Below are 12,639 nucleotides of genomic sequence, written 5' to 3' on the forward strand. Positions count from 1 at the left end.
CACTCCCGGTAGGCGGCGGCCAGTGCGCGCAGGGCGCGCGGGCCCGGAGGCAGCGGCCCGGCCGCCTCGGTCAGCCGGGCCAGCAGATCGGCGTACAGGTCCCCGGCCACGGCGCTCAGGAGTTCCTCGCGCGACGGGTAGTACCGGTAGACGCCCGAGGGGACCAGGCCCAGCTCCTTGCCGATCGCGCGCAGCGTCACCGCCTCCGGCCCGTGCTCCGCCAGCAGTCGGCGGGCGACCGCGCGCAGTTCCGTACGGGTGCGTTCCCGCGTGCGTGCCCGGTGCCCGCCCGGACCGCCCGATGATGCCCTGCTCATGAACGCCGACTCCCGGTCGTGGTGCCCTGCATGTCCCGGGCTATCGTACTCTTTGGAGAACGGCGTTCTCTGAAGAGAATTCGATTCACTGGAGTGGGGTCATGAGTGGAATCCGGCGTGTGGCAGTGGTGGTGGTGGCGGTGCTCGCGGTGCTCGCCGGTACGGCGGGCTGGTGGCTGAGCCGGCCCTTCGCCGAGGCCCCCGGCACGGGGGGCCGGGCGATGCCGGCCGCGCCGCTGCCCTCGTCGGCGCGCGGGGACATCGACGCGGCGGTGCGGGCCTCCGGGGCGGAGGCCCTGGTGGCGGTCCGCGACGGCAGACAGGTCCATGCCACCGGAGCCGTCCGGGAGCTCTACAACGTGGCCTCCGTGCGCAAGAGCCTGGTCGGCGCCCTGTACGGAATAGCCGCCGAACGCGGGCTGATCGACCTGGACGCCACCTTGGGCGAGCTGGGTGTCGACGAGCCGGGCACCCCGCTGACCGCCACCGAGAAGAGCGCCACCGTCTGGGACCTGCTCCGGGCCCGCTCCGGCGTCTACCTGCCCTCGATCGGCGAGTCGGGCGGGATGAAGGAGCGCCGCCCGGCCCGTGGCAGCCACCGCCCCGGCACGTTCTTCTACTACAACAACTGGGACTTCAACGCCCTGGGCGTGATCTTCGAGCGGCGCACCGGCCTCACCCTCGGCGAGGCCTTCACCGAGTGGATCGCCGAGCCCACCGGCATGCGCGACTTCGGCCCCGGCAACGTCGTCTACCAGTCCTCGGACGACACCGAGCTGCGCATGTACCGCTTCTACATGAGCGCCGGGGACCTGGCCCGTTTCGCCGCCCTCTATGCCGACGGCGGTCGCTGGCAGGGGCGGCAGGTCGTTCCGCGGGAGTGGGTGGAGCGGACGCTGGCGCGGCATTCCCCCGTCGGCCACAGCGACGTCTACGACGGCTACGGCCTGCTGTGGTGGACCGACTCCGAGCGCGGCCTGGTCTGGGCCGACGGCTCCGGCGGCCAGCTCGTCGCCGTGGATCCCGCCCGCCGTGCCGCGGTCGTCTCCCTCAACGACACGGGCCGGTCGCCGCTGGGCGTGTGGTGGTACGGCGTCACCGGCGAGGAGGCCGACCGCACGGCCGTGCTCACCGCCGTCGACGCGCTCCGTGGCGAGGACTCCGCTTGACGTTCAGACATTCTGTGCAAAGATTGTCTGCATGTCGGATGACGAGCGGATCGAACGGATCCTGGACGCCGCGTACGCGTGCTTCACCCGCCACGGGGTGAGGCGCACGACGATGGAGGACATCGCGCGGGAGGCGGGCATGTCGCGCCCCGTCCTCTACCAGCACGTGCGCAACAAGGAGGACGCGTTCCGGCGTCTGGTCGCGCGCCTGCTCGACACCTCCCTGGCCGGGGCGCGCGCCGCCGCCGGGGCCCCGGGCGGGCTCACGGCGAGGCTGACCGGCGTCCTGGAGGCGAAGCTCGGGATGCTCGCGAAGGTGTGGGCCGACAGCCCCGCGCACGCGGTCGAGCTGCTGAGCGTCGACGCCCGCCTGTCGGCGGAGCCGATCGCCGCCTACGACGCCGCCATGCGCGAGCTGCTCGCCTCCGTCGTCACCGCCGAGCGTCCGGACGCGGACGCCGCCGAACTCGCCGAACTCCTCCTGGCCTTCACCCGCGGCCTGGAGGCGGACCTGTCCGACCCCGACGCCCCGGCCCGGCGGCTGCGCCGCGGTGTGGAGCTGTTCGCCGCGGGTCTCGACCGTTCCCCCACCGCCCCGAAGGAGCACTCATGACCACCGCCGTGCTGATCACCGGAGCGTCCTCGGGCATAGGCAGGGCCGCGGCCCTGCGCCTGGCCCGCCGCCCGGAGCTGACCGTCTACGCCACCGCCCGCCGCCCCGGGGCCGTCGCCGGCCTGGCCGGCGCGGGGGCCCGCCTCCTGCCCCTGGACGTCACCGGCGAGGAGTCCATGGCCGCGGCCGTCGCGGCGGTCGAGGCCGAGCACGGCTCGGTCGGGATCCTGGTCAACAACGCCGGGTACGGCGAGTACGGCACCGTCGAGGAGGCCGACCTGGACAGGGTGCGCCGGCAGTTCGAGACCAACGTGTTCGGGCTGGCGCGGATGACGCAACTGGTGCTGCCCGGCATGCGCGCGGCCGGGCGCGGCCGCATCGTCAACATCGGATCCATGGGCGGCAGGCTGGTCTTCCCCGCCGGCGGCTACTACCACGCCAGCAAGTACGCGGTGGAGGCGCTCACCGACGCGCTGCGCTTCGAGGCCGCGCCGTTCGGGATCGGGGTCAGCCTGATCGAGCCGGGCCTGATCCGCACCGGCTTCGGCGACACCGCGGCCCGCTCCCTGGCCGGGTCGGGGGGCGCCGCCGGGCCCTACGCCGCGCTGAACGCCGCCACCGACCGCCAGATGTCCGCGGCCTACGGTTCGAAGCTGCTGTCCGCCCCGCCCGAGGCCGTCGCCCGGGTCGTCGAGCGCGCCGCCACCGCCGCCCGGCCGCGCACCCGCTACGTGGTCACCCCCGCCGCCAGGGCCCTGGTGCACACCCGGCGCCTGCTGGGCGGCCGGGTGTTCGACGCCTATCTGCGGACGCGGTTCCGCACCCCCCGCCCGGCCGCGGCGGCCGTCTAGCCGAGCGGGCTCTCCATTCCCGGCAGGGCTCCGGCGCACGCTCGTGACCTGCTGTTTCCACCGTAGTTGAGTGTGGGCTTGTCAATTTTCCTTCCTGGAGTTATATAGGAAGTGAAGGGCACCGCAGGATGGAGTGCCAGGGAAGGAGATGACCCGTGATGCTGATGCGCACCGACCCGTTCCGCGAGCTCGACCGCCTCACCGAGCAGCTCCTGGGCACCACGGCCCGCCCGGTCGGAATGCCGATGGACGCCTACCGCTCCGGTGACGACGTGGTGGTCCACTTCGACCTCCCCGGTGTCGACCCGGAGAGCATCGACCTCGACGTCGAGCGCAACGTCCTGACCGTCCACGCCGAGCGCCGGTGGCTCGGACCGGAGGACGCCGAGCGGATCGCCGCCGAGCGGCCCACCGGCAAGTTCAGCCGGCAGCTCTTCCTCGGCGACACCCTCGACACCGACCGGATCGACGCCTCGTACGACGCCGGTGTCCTGACGCTGCGCATCCCGGTGGCCGAGCAGGCCAAGCCGCGCAAGATCCAGATCAGCGGCGGCTCCGGCAAGAAGGAGCTGACGAGCTGACTCCGAGGGTTCCGCGCCCTCACGTCCCCTCACCGCCGCCGCCCGGCGCCAGGGCCTCCCACCGCACGGTGACCTCGCCCTGGCGCCAGCGGTGCGGCCCGTCAACGACCGGCCAGTCGGCGGCGACCTCCTTCACCGAACGCATCCAGCGCTGCCGCGCGCCCAGCGCGGCGTACGGGGAGGCCGCCGCCCAGGCCCGGTCCATGTCGAGCAGGAAGGCGTGCACCGGCTCACCCGGCACATTGCGGTGGATGAGTGCCTTGGGCAGCCGTTCGGCCAGGTCGGAGGGGGTGTCCAGGGAGCCGAGCCGGGCCGCGAACGTCACCGTGCGCGGCCCCTCGGGGCCGATCGCCACCCACACGTGCCGCCGTCCGATCTCGTCGCACGTCCCCTCCACCAGCAGCCCGCCGGGCGCCAGACGGGCGCGCAGCCGGTCCCAGACGGGGACGACCTCCCGCTCGTCGTACTGGCGCAGCACGTTCGCGGCCCGGATCAGCATGGGCCGCCGCCCGCCCGGCAGCGGCACCTCGAAACCGCCGCGGGCGAAGACCAGGCCGGGACGCTCGTAGGGGCGGGCCGCCTCGACCCGCGCCGGATCGATCTCGATGCCGGTGACGCTCACGTCCGGGCACACCGCCCGCAGCCGCTCCAGCAGCTCGACGGCCGTCCAGGGCGCGGCGCCGTACCCCAGGTCCACGGCGACGGGGCCGTACGGATCGGCGGTGCGGCGCAGCGCGGACCCGTGGACGGCGGCGATCCAGCGGTCCATGCGCCGCAGCCGGTTCGGATTCGTCGTTCCCCGCGTGACGGTCCCCACGGGCCGCTCCGCCCCACGCCTGCCCATGCCGGCAACCCTACGGTCTCCCGCCGCGGCCCCGTCCGGCCGCTCCCGCCCGCTCCCCGTCCGTCCGCGCGGGTGACCCGCCGGTGCCCGTACCGCGCCTTCGTGTCAAGGTTTGGCAAAACGGACGGGCGTGGGAAGGGAACTGCCCCGGCCGGTGTTGAGGCGTTGACGCCCCGAGAGAGCGGACCGCCGCTCGGCGTCCCGTCCCCGAGGAGGCAGCGCAGGTGAGCCCGCACCACACCAGGCTCGGTCGGCGGCTGCACCGGTTCACGCGACGGCCCCGCCGCGTGGCCATGCTCAGCGTCCACACCTCGCCACTGCACCAGCCCGGCACCGGCGACGCCGGCGGCATGAACGTCTACATCGTCGAGCTGGCCCGGCAGCTCGCCGCCCAGGGCACCGAGGTCGAGGTCTTCACCCGCGCCACCACCGGCGGGCTCCCGCCCGCCGTCGAGCTCGCCCCCGGCGTACTGGTGCGGCACGTGGACGCCGGTCCCTACGAGGGGCTCGCCAAGGAGGACCTGCCCGCCCAGCTGTGCGCCTTCACCCACGGCGTGATGCGCGCCTGGGCCCGCCACCGGCCCGGCCACTACGACCTGGTCCACTCCCACTACTGGCTCTCCGGCCACGTCGGCTGGCTCGCCGCCGAGCGCTGGGGCGTCCCCCTGGTGCACGCCATGCACACCATGGCCAAGGTCAAGAACGCCGCCCTCGCGGAGGGCGACACCCCCGAGCCCCCCGCCCGCGTCATCGGCGAGACGCAGATCGTACGGGCCGCCGACCGGCTCATCGCCAACACCGCCGAGGAGGCGGGCGAACTCGTCCACCACTACGGCGCCGACCCCGCCCGCACGGCCGTCGTCCACCCCGGCGTCAACCTCGACCGCTTCCGCCCCGCCGACGGCCGTGCCGCCGCCCGCGCCCGCCTGGGCCTGCCGCAGGACGCCTTCATCCCCCTGTTCGCCGGGCGGATACAGCCCCTCAAGGCCCCCGACGTCCTGCTGCGCGCCACCCGCCTGCTGCTGGACGAGGACCCCTCGCTGCGCGAACGCCTCGTCGTCCCCGTCGTCGGCGGACCCAGCGGCAGCGGGCTGGCCAAGCCCGAGCAGCTCCAGAAACTCGCCGCCCGCCTGGGCATCACCGACGTGGTGCGCTTCCGCCCGCCGGTCGGCCAGGAGCTCCTGGCCGACTGGTACCGCGCGGCGAGCGTGCTGGTGATGCCCTCGTACAGCGAGTCCTTCGGCCTGGTCGCCGTCGAGGCGCAGGCGTGCGGCACGCCCGTGGTCGCCGCGTCCGTCGGCGGGCTGCCGGTGGCCGTCCGCGACGGGGTCAGCGGCCTCCTCGTCGACGGCCACGAACCGGCCGGCTACGCGCGGGCGCTGCGGCGGCTGATCGACGACCGGGAGCTGGCGTCCCGCATGGGCGAGGCCGCGGCCCGCCACGCGAGCGGCTTCGGCTGGGACACCGCCGCCGCCACCACCGCCGAGGTGTACGCCGAGGCGATGGCCGGACGCCGCCGTCACCTACGATCGGCACATGGGTGACAAGCGCGACAACAGCGGCGGCGGCAACGGCGGCGAGGCGACCGCGAAGGCCAGGGCCGCGATCGAGCAGGCGCTGCGGGAAGCCGAGCTGAAGTGGGAGAGCCCGTCCGAGGGCAACTACGTCGTCACACTGCCGGGCACCCGCAAGCTCTCCACGACCTGCTCCCTGATCGTCGGCAGGCACTCCCTGTCCGTCAACGCCTTCGTCGTCCGCCGCCCGGACGAGAACCACGCCGAGGTCCACCGCTGGCTGCTGGAGCGCAACACCCGCCTGTACGGACTGGGTTACGCCATCGACAGCCTCGGCGACGTCTACCTCGTGGGGAAGCTGCCGCTGCCGGCCGTCACCCCCGAGGAGGTGGACCGGCTGCTCGGCGTGGTCGTGGAGAACGCCGACGGGGCGTTCAACACCCTGCTGGAGATGGGCTTCGCCACCTCCATCCGCAAGGAGTACGCCTGGCGGACCTCCCGCGGCGAGTCCACGCGCAACCTGGAGGCGTTCGCGCACCTGCTGCGCGACGAGTGAGCGGACGGGCGGGGGACGGGACGGCCGGCGGGCACGCCGCGGGACCGCACGGCGGAACCAGGCCGTAGGACCGCACGGCGGAATCGCAGCACGGAATCGCGACACGGAATCGCAGCGCGGAAGCACGCCGCGGACCGCACCGCGGGATCGGGACGCCCCGGCGCCCATGTGGCGGAAGCCCATGCGCCGGGGTGTTCCTGTGTACGGCGCGGACATTGCCGGTGCACACGGGTGAGGCGACGCTGCCAGGCATCACCACCGTGAGCCGGCCACCCGCCGGTGGCCCGTACAGACCCGCCGAGGAGCCCTCCCGCCATGCGCAGACCCGCCATCACCTCCCTCGCCGCGGCAGCCGTGGCAGCCGCACTCGCCACCTCCTGCTCCAGCCCCGGCACCACCGCCTCCGGCGGCGGGGGAGCGGAGGCGGTCGAGGTCGCCCTGATCACCTCCACCAGCGGCCCGCTGGCCTCCTACGGCGAGCAGTACCTGAGGGGCTTCGAGGCCGGACTCGACCACGCCACCGACGGCACCGGGAAGATCGACGGCGTCGAGATCAAGGTCACCAAGTACGACGACGGCGGTGACCCCGCCAAGGGCGTCTCGCTGGCCAAGAAGAGCGCCGGCCAGGGCGTGCGGATCATCGCCGGCACGGCCGCCTCCGGCGTGGCCACCCAGATCGCGCCGGTCGCCGCCCAGAACAAGGTCCTCTACATCTCCGGCCCCGCCGCCACCGACGCCCTCACCGGCGCCAACAAGTACACCTTCCGCTCCGGGCGCCAGACCTTCCAGGACGTGGCCACCGCCCAGCGGATCCTCGAGGCCCAGGAGGGCGGCAAGGCGGGCGAGGACGGCAGGAGCGGCAAGGGGAGGAAGGTCGTCGTCCTCGCCCAGGACAACGCCTTCGGCCAGGCCAACGTCGCCGCCGTGGAGAGCGTGCTCGGCACCGGCGGCACCACCGTGGACTCCGTCCTCGCCCCGCCCAGCGCCACCGACCTCACCCCGACCGCCACCAAGGTCAAGGCCGCCGAGCCCGACATGGTCTTCGTCGCCTGGGCCGGCGACACCGCCCAGTCGATGTGGACCACCCTCGACCAGCAGGGCGTGCTCGACGCCGCCACCGTCGTCACCGGACTCGACAGCCGCGCCAGCTACCCCGTCTTCGGCAGGGCCCGCGACAAGGTCACCCTCCTGGCCCACTACGTGCCCGGCGCCACCGACAGCCCCGAGGCGAAGGCCGTCGAGGAGTACTTCGGGAAGAAGGGCTGGAAGACCGACCTGTTCACCCCCGACGGATTCAACGCCGCCCAGATGGTCGCCCAGGCCGTCCGCGAGGCCGGCGCCGACGGCGACACCGACGCCATGGTCAAGGCACTGGAGGGCCACACCTTCGCGGGCATCAAGGGCGAGAACACCGTCCGCGCGGGCGACCACGCGCTGCTCCAGCCCATGTTCCAGGCGGAGTTCGACGGCGATGCGCCGAAGGTCGTCCAGACCCTCGACGCCCGGGAGGTCGCCCCCGCCGAGAAGAAGATCGGCTGACGGCTGTGCCACCTGTCCTCGAACTGAGCGGGCTGAGCTGGTCCGTCGGTGCGGCGACCATCGTCGACGGGATCGAACTGGCCGTGGAGGAGGGCGAGTTCGTCGCCGTCATCGGACCCAACGGCGCCGGCAAGACCTCCCTGTTCAACCTCGTCTCCGGTATCACCCGCCCCACCGGCGGCACCGTCCGCCTGGACGGCGCCGACATCACCGGCCTGCCGCCCCACCGCCGCGCCCGCCGCGGGCTGGGCCGCACCTTCCAGTCCTCCTCCGTCTTCCCGACCATGACCGTCGCCGAGCACGTCGCCCTGGCCGCCCGCGCGGCCGGCGCGAAGCGGGTCGCGGAGGACGGGGAGGGCGTGCGGGCCGTACTGGAGCGCGTACGGCTGGCCCGCCGCGCCGACGACCTCGCCGGGGGCCTGTCCCACGGCGACAAGCGCAAACTGGAGCTCGCCGTGCTGCTCGCCCCCACCCTCGCCCAGGGAGGCTCCTCGCCCGGCGGGCCCCGTCTGATGCTCCTGGACGAGCCCATGGCGGGCGTCGCCGCCGAGGAGGTCGGGGAGCTGACCGACGTCATCCGCGCCCTCCACCGCGCCGAGGGCCGAACCGTGCTGATGGTCGAGCACCACATGGACATCCTGCTCGGCCTCGCCGACCGGGTGGCCGTGATGCACCACGGCACCCTGCTGGCCATCGGCACACCCGACGCCGTGATGGCCGACCCGACCGTCCAGGAGGCGTACGTGGGGGAGGAACTGTGAGCACGAACCCCGAAGCGGGCTCCGGAACGGATCCCGGACCGCCCCCCGTCCTGTCCGTGCGCGACCTGCGGGTGCGCATCGGCCAGTCCAGCATCCTCCAGGGCGTCGGCTTCGACGTCGCCCCCACCGGCACCACCGCCCTGCTGGGCCGCAACGGCGTCGGCAAGACCACCACCGTCCGCGCCGTACTGGGCCTGCTGCCCGAGGGCGGCGAGGTCACCGGCGGCACCGTCCGCCTGGACGGCGAGGACGTCACCGGCCACCGCACCCACACCGTGGTGCGGCGCGGCGTCGGCTACGTGCCCGAGGACCGCGGGGTGTTCGGCTCCCTCACCGTCGCCGAGAACCTCGCCCTCGCCGAACGCGGCTCCGGCCCACACCACTACGACCTGGTCCACGACCTCTTCCCCGAGCTGAAGGCCCGGCGCGGACAGCGCGCCGGCACCCTCTCCGGCGGCCAGCAGCAGATGGTCGCCCTCGCCCGCGCCCTGCTCAACGACAACCGCCTGGTCATCGTCGACGAGCCGACCAAGGGGCTCGCGCCCCGCGTCGTCACCGAGGTCGCCGAGGTCCTCCAGCGCGCCGCCGAACGCGTCCCCGTGCTGCTCGTCGAACAGAACCTGGCCGTCGTACGCCGCCTGGCGCGCGACGCCGTGGTGCTGGACGCGGGCCGCACCGTCCACACCGGCGACGCGGCCGCCCTCCTGGCCGACCGCGAGCTGACCACGAGCCTGCTCGGCGTCGGCCGCCACGAGCGGGCCGGGCAGGCCGGAGGGCGACCCGGGGAACAGTCCGGGGAGCAGTCCGGGGAGCAGGGACAGCGCGAGCACGCGACCAAGGAGACCACCCCATGAGCACGCTGGTCCTGCTCACCCTCACCGGACTGGGCCTGGGCGCCCTGTACTTCCTCATCGCCTCCGGCCTCGCCCTGATCTTCGGCCTGATGGACGTCCTCAACTTCGCCCACGGCGCCTTCCTCACCGTCTCGGCGTACGCGGCCTGGCGCACCGCCGAGACCGTCGGCGGCACCGGCGGGCTGGCGCTGGCCGCGCTGGTCGGCACCGCCACCGGCGCACTGCTGGCGATCGTCGTCGAACTCGTCCTCATCCGCCGCCTCTACGGGCGCCCCCGCGAGCAGATCCTGGTCACCGTCGGCCTCTCGCTGGCCGTCCCAGCGCTCGTCCAGGCCGTCTGGGGCGCGGACTCCCGCCCCTTCCCCGTCCCCGACGCGCTCTCGGGCACCGTCTCGGTGCTGGGCGCACAGGTGCCGGTCAGCCGCTTCGTGCTGATCGCGGTGGCCCTCGCGGTGCTGGCGGCCGTCACCCTCTTCCTCTCCCGCACCCGCTACGGGCTGATCGTGCGGGCGGGTGTGGAGGACCGGGCGATGGTCACCGCCCTGGGCATCGACGTCACCCGCGCCTTCACCCTCGTCTTCGCCATCGGCGGCGCCCTCGCCGGGCTGGCGGGCGTCCTCGGCGGGCTCTACTTCGGCTCGCTCTCCCCCCACCAGGGCACCTCGCTGCTGGTGTTCGCCTTCGTCGTGGTGGTCATCGGCGGCATGGGCTCCATCCCCGGCGTGGCGCTCTCCGCGCTCGCCGTCGGCCTGGTGCAGCAGTACGCCAACTACTACGTCGACGGCTACGGCGACTTCGCCGTCGTCGTACTGCTCGCGGCCGTCGTCCTGGCCCGCCCCGCCCCCCGACTCGCAGGAGGAGTCGCATGACAGCCTCCCCGGCCTCCCCGGCCGCCCGGGCCACCGCACCGTCCTCATCCGGCGAGCGACCCGCGCCCACCGCCACCGGACCCACCGGATCCGCCGGGCCCACCGGACCCGCCGCCCGGCCCGCCCGACGGTGGCGGGGCCTGCTCGCCCCGGCCGCCGTGCTGGCCGCCCTGGCCCTGCTGCCGTACTCCGCCCTGGAGATCCCGGTACTGCTCGACGGCCCGGTCAACTCGCCCGGATCGCTCCAACTGCTGGCCCTGTGCCTGGTGTTCGGCGGACTGGCCCTCGGATACGACCTGATGTTCGGCCGCACCGGCCTGCTCTCCTTCGGCCACGCCCTCTACGTCGCCGGCGGCGCGTACGGCACCCAGCTCGCCATGACCGAACTGGGCCTGGGCCTCCTCCCCGCCATCGGGCTGGCCCTGGCCGGCGGCACCGCCGCCGCCGTGCTCCTGGGCGCCGTCTCGCTGCGCGGGCTGGCGCTGGGCGGCATCGGCTTCGCCATGGTCACCCTCGCCTTCGCCCAGGCCGGCTCGATCTGGGTGCAGCGCAACCCGGGCGGCCTCACCGGCGGTGAGGAGGGCCTGCCGCTGCACACAGACGGGGTGCCCGCCGCGCTGGTCGGCGTGGAGAACACCGCCAACGTCTACTGGCTGGCCCTGGCCTACCTCGCCCTGACGGCCGCCGTGGTGTGGACGGCCGTGGCCCGGCCGGTCGGCAGGGTCTGGCAGGGCATCCGCGACAACGAGCAGCGGGTCTCCGTCCTCGGCTACGACCCGTTCCGCCACAAGCTCGGCGTCTTCGTCCTGGCCTCCGCCCTCGGCGTGCTGGGCGGCGCGCTGCACCTGCTGGTCACGGCGGGCGCCACCCCGCGCTCCAGCACCCCGGAGTTCACCCTCACCCTGCTGGTGATGGTCGTCCTGGGCGGCAGCGGCACCCGCTGGGGCCCGCTGGTCGGCGGGGTGCTGTTCACCTTCCTCGACCAGCGGCTCGCGGTGCTGGCGAGTTCGGACCTGGTGCACGGGCTGCCGGGCGCCCTGCGCGCGCCGCTGTCGGAGCCGATGGTGATCCTGGGCACGCTGTTCGTGATCGCGGTGTACGCGGCGCCGGGCGGCATCGCGTCGATACGGCGCTCGCTGACCTGGCGGAGGGGAGAGGAGACCCGATGACGGACCCGACGGCGACCGGACGGACTGGAAAGACCGGACGGACCGCACGGGCCGGACGGACCGCCCAGGAGACGGCCGTCCCGGTGCGCGGAGGGGAACTGGCCGTCTCGCGGTGGCCCGGCGCCGGGGAACCGGTGATCGCCCTGCACGGCATCACCGCCAACGGCCGCTCCTTCGCCCCCCTGGCCGCCGCCCTGGGCGAGGACGTCCCGCTGTACGCCCCCGACCTGCGCGGCCGGGCGCGCAGCGCCGCGCTCCCGGGGCCGTACGGGCTCGCCGCCCACACCGAGGACGTCATCGCCCTCCTGGACCACCTGGGCCGGGAGCGGACGGTGCTGGTGGGCCACTCCATGGGGGCCTTCGTCGCCGCGCTGACGGCGGCCCGCCACCCGGACCGGATCGCGGGCGTGGTGCTGGTGGACGGCGGCGTGGGCTTCCCCGCCCCCGCGGGAACGGACATCGACGAGCTGCTGGAGGCCGTGATCGGCCCGGCGATGCGGCGGCTGTCGATGACCTTCCCCGACCGGGAGGCGTACCGCGCGTTCTTCCGCGAGCACCCGGCCCTGGGCCCGCACTGGAACGACGACGTCCGGGCCTACGTCGACCGCGACCTGGTGGGGCGGGCGCCGGAGCTGCGCAGCAGTTGCGTACTGGAGGCGGTACGGGCCGACGGGGCGGACGTCCTGGCCGACCCGGAGACCCTCGCGGCGGTGCGGACCGCCGCCTCGGCCGGGGTTCCCATGACCCTGCTGTGGGCCGAGCGCGGCATGCTGGACGAGCCGCGGGGGCTGTACGACGAGGACCGCCTCGCCGCGGCCGGCCTCGGCCCGGGACCCGGCTCCGGCGTGACCGTGCGGTGCGTGCCCGGCGCCAACCACTACTCCGTCCTGCTCGCCCCCGGCGCCACGGCGGCCGTCCGCACGGCACTGGAGGAGATCCGGGCCAGGACCGCACCCGAGGACAACCGCGCCTGACCCGCCGCCGAACCGTTTGACGCGAGGC

Annotated in this window: 14 protein-coding genes; 12 read left to right on the forward strand and 2 right to left on the reverse strand. The window is 74.3% G+C overall.

Annotation, left to right across the window (positions count from 1 at the left end; all coding sequences use genetic code 11):
* The coding region (locus ACLIYP_RS09305; protein WP_412712660.1) for a TetR/AcrR family transcriptional regulator at nt 1-317 on the reverse strand (317 nt) is incomplete at its 3' end.
* A 119-nt stretch (nt 318-436) separates the two neighbouring features.
* Here ACLIYP_RS09305 and ACLIYP_RS09310 point away from each other — a divergent pair.
* The 4 genes from ACLIYP_RS09310 (at nt 437) to ACLIYP_RS09325 (ending at nt 3,531) form a co-directional block, all read left to right on the forward strand.
* Entirely contained in the window at nt 437-1,486 is a 1,050-nt protein-coding gene (locus ACLIYP_RS09310; RefSeq protein ID WP_412712661.1) for a serine hydrolase domain-containing protein, read from the forward strand.
* A gap of 31 nt (nt 1,487-1,517) precedes the next feature.
* Nucleotides 1,518-2,099, forward strand: coding sequence for a TetR/AcrR family transcriptional regulator (locus ACLIYP_RS09315; RefSeq protein WP_412712662.1), 582 nt, complete (start codon nt 1,518-1,520; stop codon nt 2,097-2,099).
* The gene (locus tag ACLIYP_RS09320; RefSeq protein ID WP_412712663.1) at nt 2,096-2,950 is read left to right on the forward strand and encodes an oxidoreductase; all 855 of its coding nucleotides are present in this window, start codon (nt 2,096-2,098) and stop codon (nt 2,948-2,950) included. Before ACLIYP_RS09315 ends, ACLIYP_RS09320 begins: the two co-directional genes overlap by 4 nt.
* 158 nt (nt 2,951-3,108) lie before the next feature.
* Nucleotides 3,109-3,531, forward strand: coding sequence for an Hsp20/alpha crystallin family protein (locus tag ACLIYP_RS09325; protein WP_093658797.1), 423 nt, complete (start codon nt 3,109-3,111; stop codon nt 3,529-3,531).
* Between the two features lie 19 nt (nt 3,532-3,550).
* Here ACLIYP_RS09325 and ACLIYP_RS09330 read toward each other — a convergent pair whose 3' ends face one another.
* Entirely contained in the window at nt 3,551-4,375 is an 825-nt protein-coding gene (locus ACLIYP_RS09330) for a class I SAM-dependent methyltransferase (RefSeq protein ID WP_412712664.1), read from the reverse strand.
* Between the two features lie 224 nt (nt 4,376-4,599).
* Here ACLIYP_RS09330 and mshA point away from each other — a divergent pair, with 224 nt between their 5' ends.
* The 8 genes from mshA (at nt 4,600) to ACLIYP_RS09370 (ending at nt 12,611) form a co-directional block, all read left to right on the forward strand.
* On the forward strand, nt 4,600-5,919 hold the full coding sequence (gene mshA / locus ACLIYP_RS09335; RefSeq protein ID WP_412712665.1) for a D-inositol-3-phosphate glycosyltransferase: 1,320 nt from the start codon (nt 4,600-4,602) through the stop codon (nt 5,917-5,919).
* Nucleotides 5,912-6,445 carry a type III secretion system chaperone family protein gene (locus tag ACLIYP_RS09340; RefSeq protein ID WP_412712666.1) on the forward strand — a complete coding sequence of 178 codons (534 nt, stop codon included), beginning with the start codon at nt 5,912-5,914 and terminating at the stop codon, nt 6,443-6,445. Before mshA ends, ACLIYP_RS09340 begins: the two co-directional genes overlap by 8 nt.
* Nucleotides 6,446-6,760: 315 nt before the next feature.
* Complete coding sequence (locus ACLIYP_RS09345) at nt 6,761-7,984, forward strand: substrate-binding domain-containing protein (protein WP_412712667.1); 1,224 nt, start codon at nt 6,761-6,763, stop codon at nt 7,982-7,984.
* Nucleotides 7,985-7,989: 5 nt separating this feature from the next.
* Nucleotides 7,990-8,745 carry an ABC transporter ATP-binding protein gene (locus ACLIYP_RS09350; RefSeq protein ID WP_412712668.1) on the forward strand — a complete coding sequence of 252 codons (756 nt, stop codon included), beginning with the start codon at nt 7,990-7,992 and terminating at the stop codon, nt 8,743-8,745.
* Nucleotides 8,742-9,599: an ABC transporter ATP-binding protein gene (locus tag ACLIYP_RS09355; RefSeq protein ID WP_412712669.1), complete on the forward strand. Its 858-nt coding sequence runs from the start codon at nt 8,742-8,744 to the stop codon at nt 9,597-9,599. The genes ACLIYP_RS09350 and ACLIYP_RS09355 overlap by 4 nt, the downstream gene beginning before the upstream one ends.
* Nucleotides 9,596-10,468: a branched-chain amino acid ABC transporter permease gene (locus tag ACLIYP_RS09360; protein WP_412712670.1), complete on the forward strand. Its 873-nt coding sequence runs from the start codon at nt 9,596-9,598 to the stop codon at nt 10,466-10,468. Before ACLIYP_RS09355 ends, ACLIYP_RS09360 begins: the two co-directional genes overlap by 4 nt.
* Nucleotides 10,465-11,637 (forward strand): branched-chain amino acid ABC transporter permease, encoded by a 1,173-nt coding sequence (locus ACLIYP_RS09365; protein WP_412712671.1) that lies wholly within the window; start codon nt 10,465-10,467, stop codon nt 11,635-11,637. The genes ACLIYP_RS09360 and ACLIYP_RS09365 overlap by 4 nt, the downstream gene beginning before the upstream one ends.
* Nucleotides 11,634-12,611: an alpha/beta hydrolase gene (locus tag ACLIYP_RS09370; protein ID WP_412712672.1), complete on the forward strand. Its 978-nt coding sequence runs from the start codon at nt 11,634-11,636 to the stop codon at nt 12,609-12,611. Before ACLIYP_RS09365 ends, ACLIYP_RS09370 begins: the two co-directional genes overlap by 4 nt.
* The last annotated feature ends 28 nt before the right edge of the window (nt 12,612-12,639 follow it).

It is taken from the genome of Streptomyces nanhaiensis (assembly GCF_046614825.1).
In the GTDB taxonomy this organism is placed as follows: Bacteria; Actinomycetota; Actinomycetes; order Streptomycetales; family Streptomycetaceae; genus Streptomyces; species Streptomyces radiopugnans.

Bases quoted from the DNA above. Each gene is read 5' to 3' on its own strand.
- ACLIYP_RS09315 (WP_412712662.1), top strand. From the start codon at position 1,518: ATGTCGGATGACGAGCGGATCGAACGGATCCTGGACGCCGCGTACGCG.
- ACLIYP_RS09320 (WP_412712663.1), top strand. From the start codon at position 2,096: ATGACCACCGCCGTGCTGATCACCGGAGCGTCCTCGGGCATAGGCAGG.
- ACLIYP_RS09325 (WP_093658797.1), top strand. From the start codon at position 3,109: ATGCTGATGCGCACCGACCCGTTCCGCGAGCTCGACCGCCTCACCGAG.
- ACLIYP_RS09330 (WP_412712664.1), bottom strand. From the start codon at position 4,375: ATGGGCAGGCGTGGGGCGGAGCGGCCCGTGGGGACCGTCACGCGGGGA.
- ACLIYP_RS09340 (WP_412712666.1), top strand. From the start codon at position 5,912: ATGGGTGACAAGCGCGACAACAGCGGCGGCGGCAACGGCGGCGAGGCG.
- ACLIYP_RS09345 (WP_412712667.1), top strand. From the start codon at position 6,761: ATGCGCAGACCCGCCATCACCTCCCTCGCCGCGGCAGCCGTGGCAGCC.
- ACLIYP_RS09360 (WP_412712670.1), top strand. From the start codon at position 9,596: ATGAGCACGCTGGTCCTGCTCACCCTCACCGGACTGGGCCTGGGCGCC.
- ACLIYP_RS09365 (WP_412712671.1), top strand. From the start codon at position 10,465: ATGACAGCCTCCCCGGCCTCCCCGGCCGCCCGGGCCACCGCACCGTCC.
- ACLIYP_RS09370 (WP_412712672.1), top strand. From the start codon at position 11,634: ATGACGGACCCGACGGCGACCGGACGGACTGGAAAGACCGGACGGACC.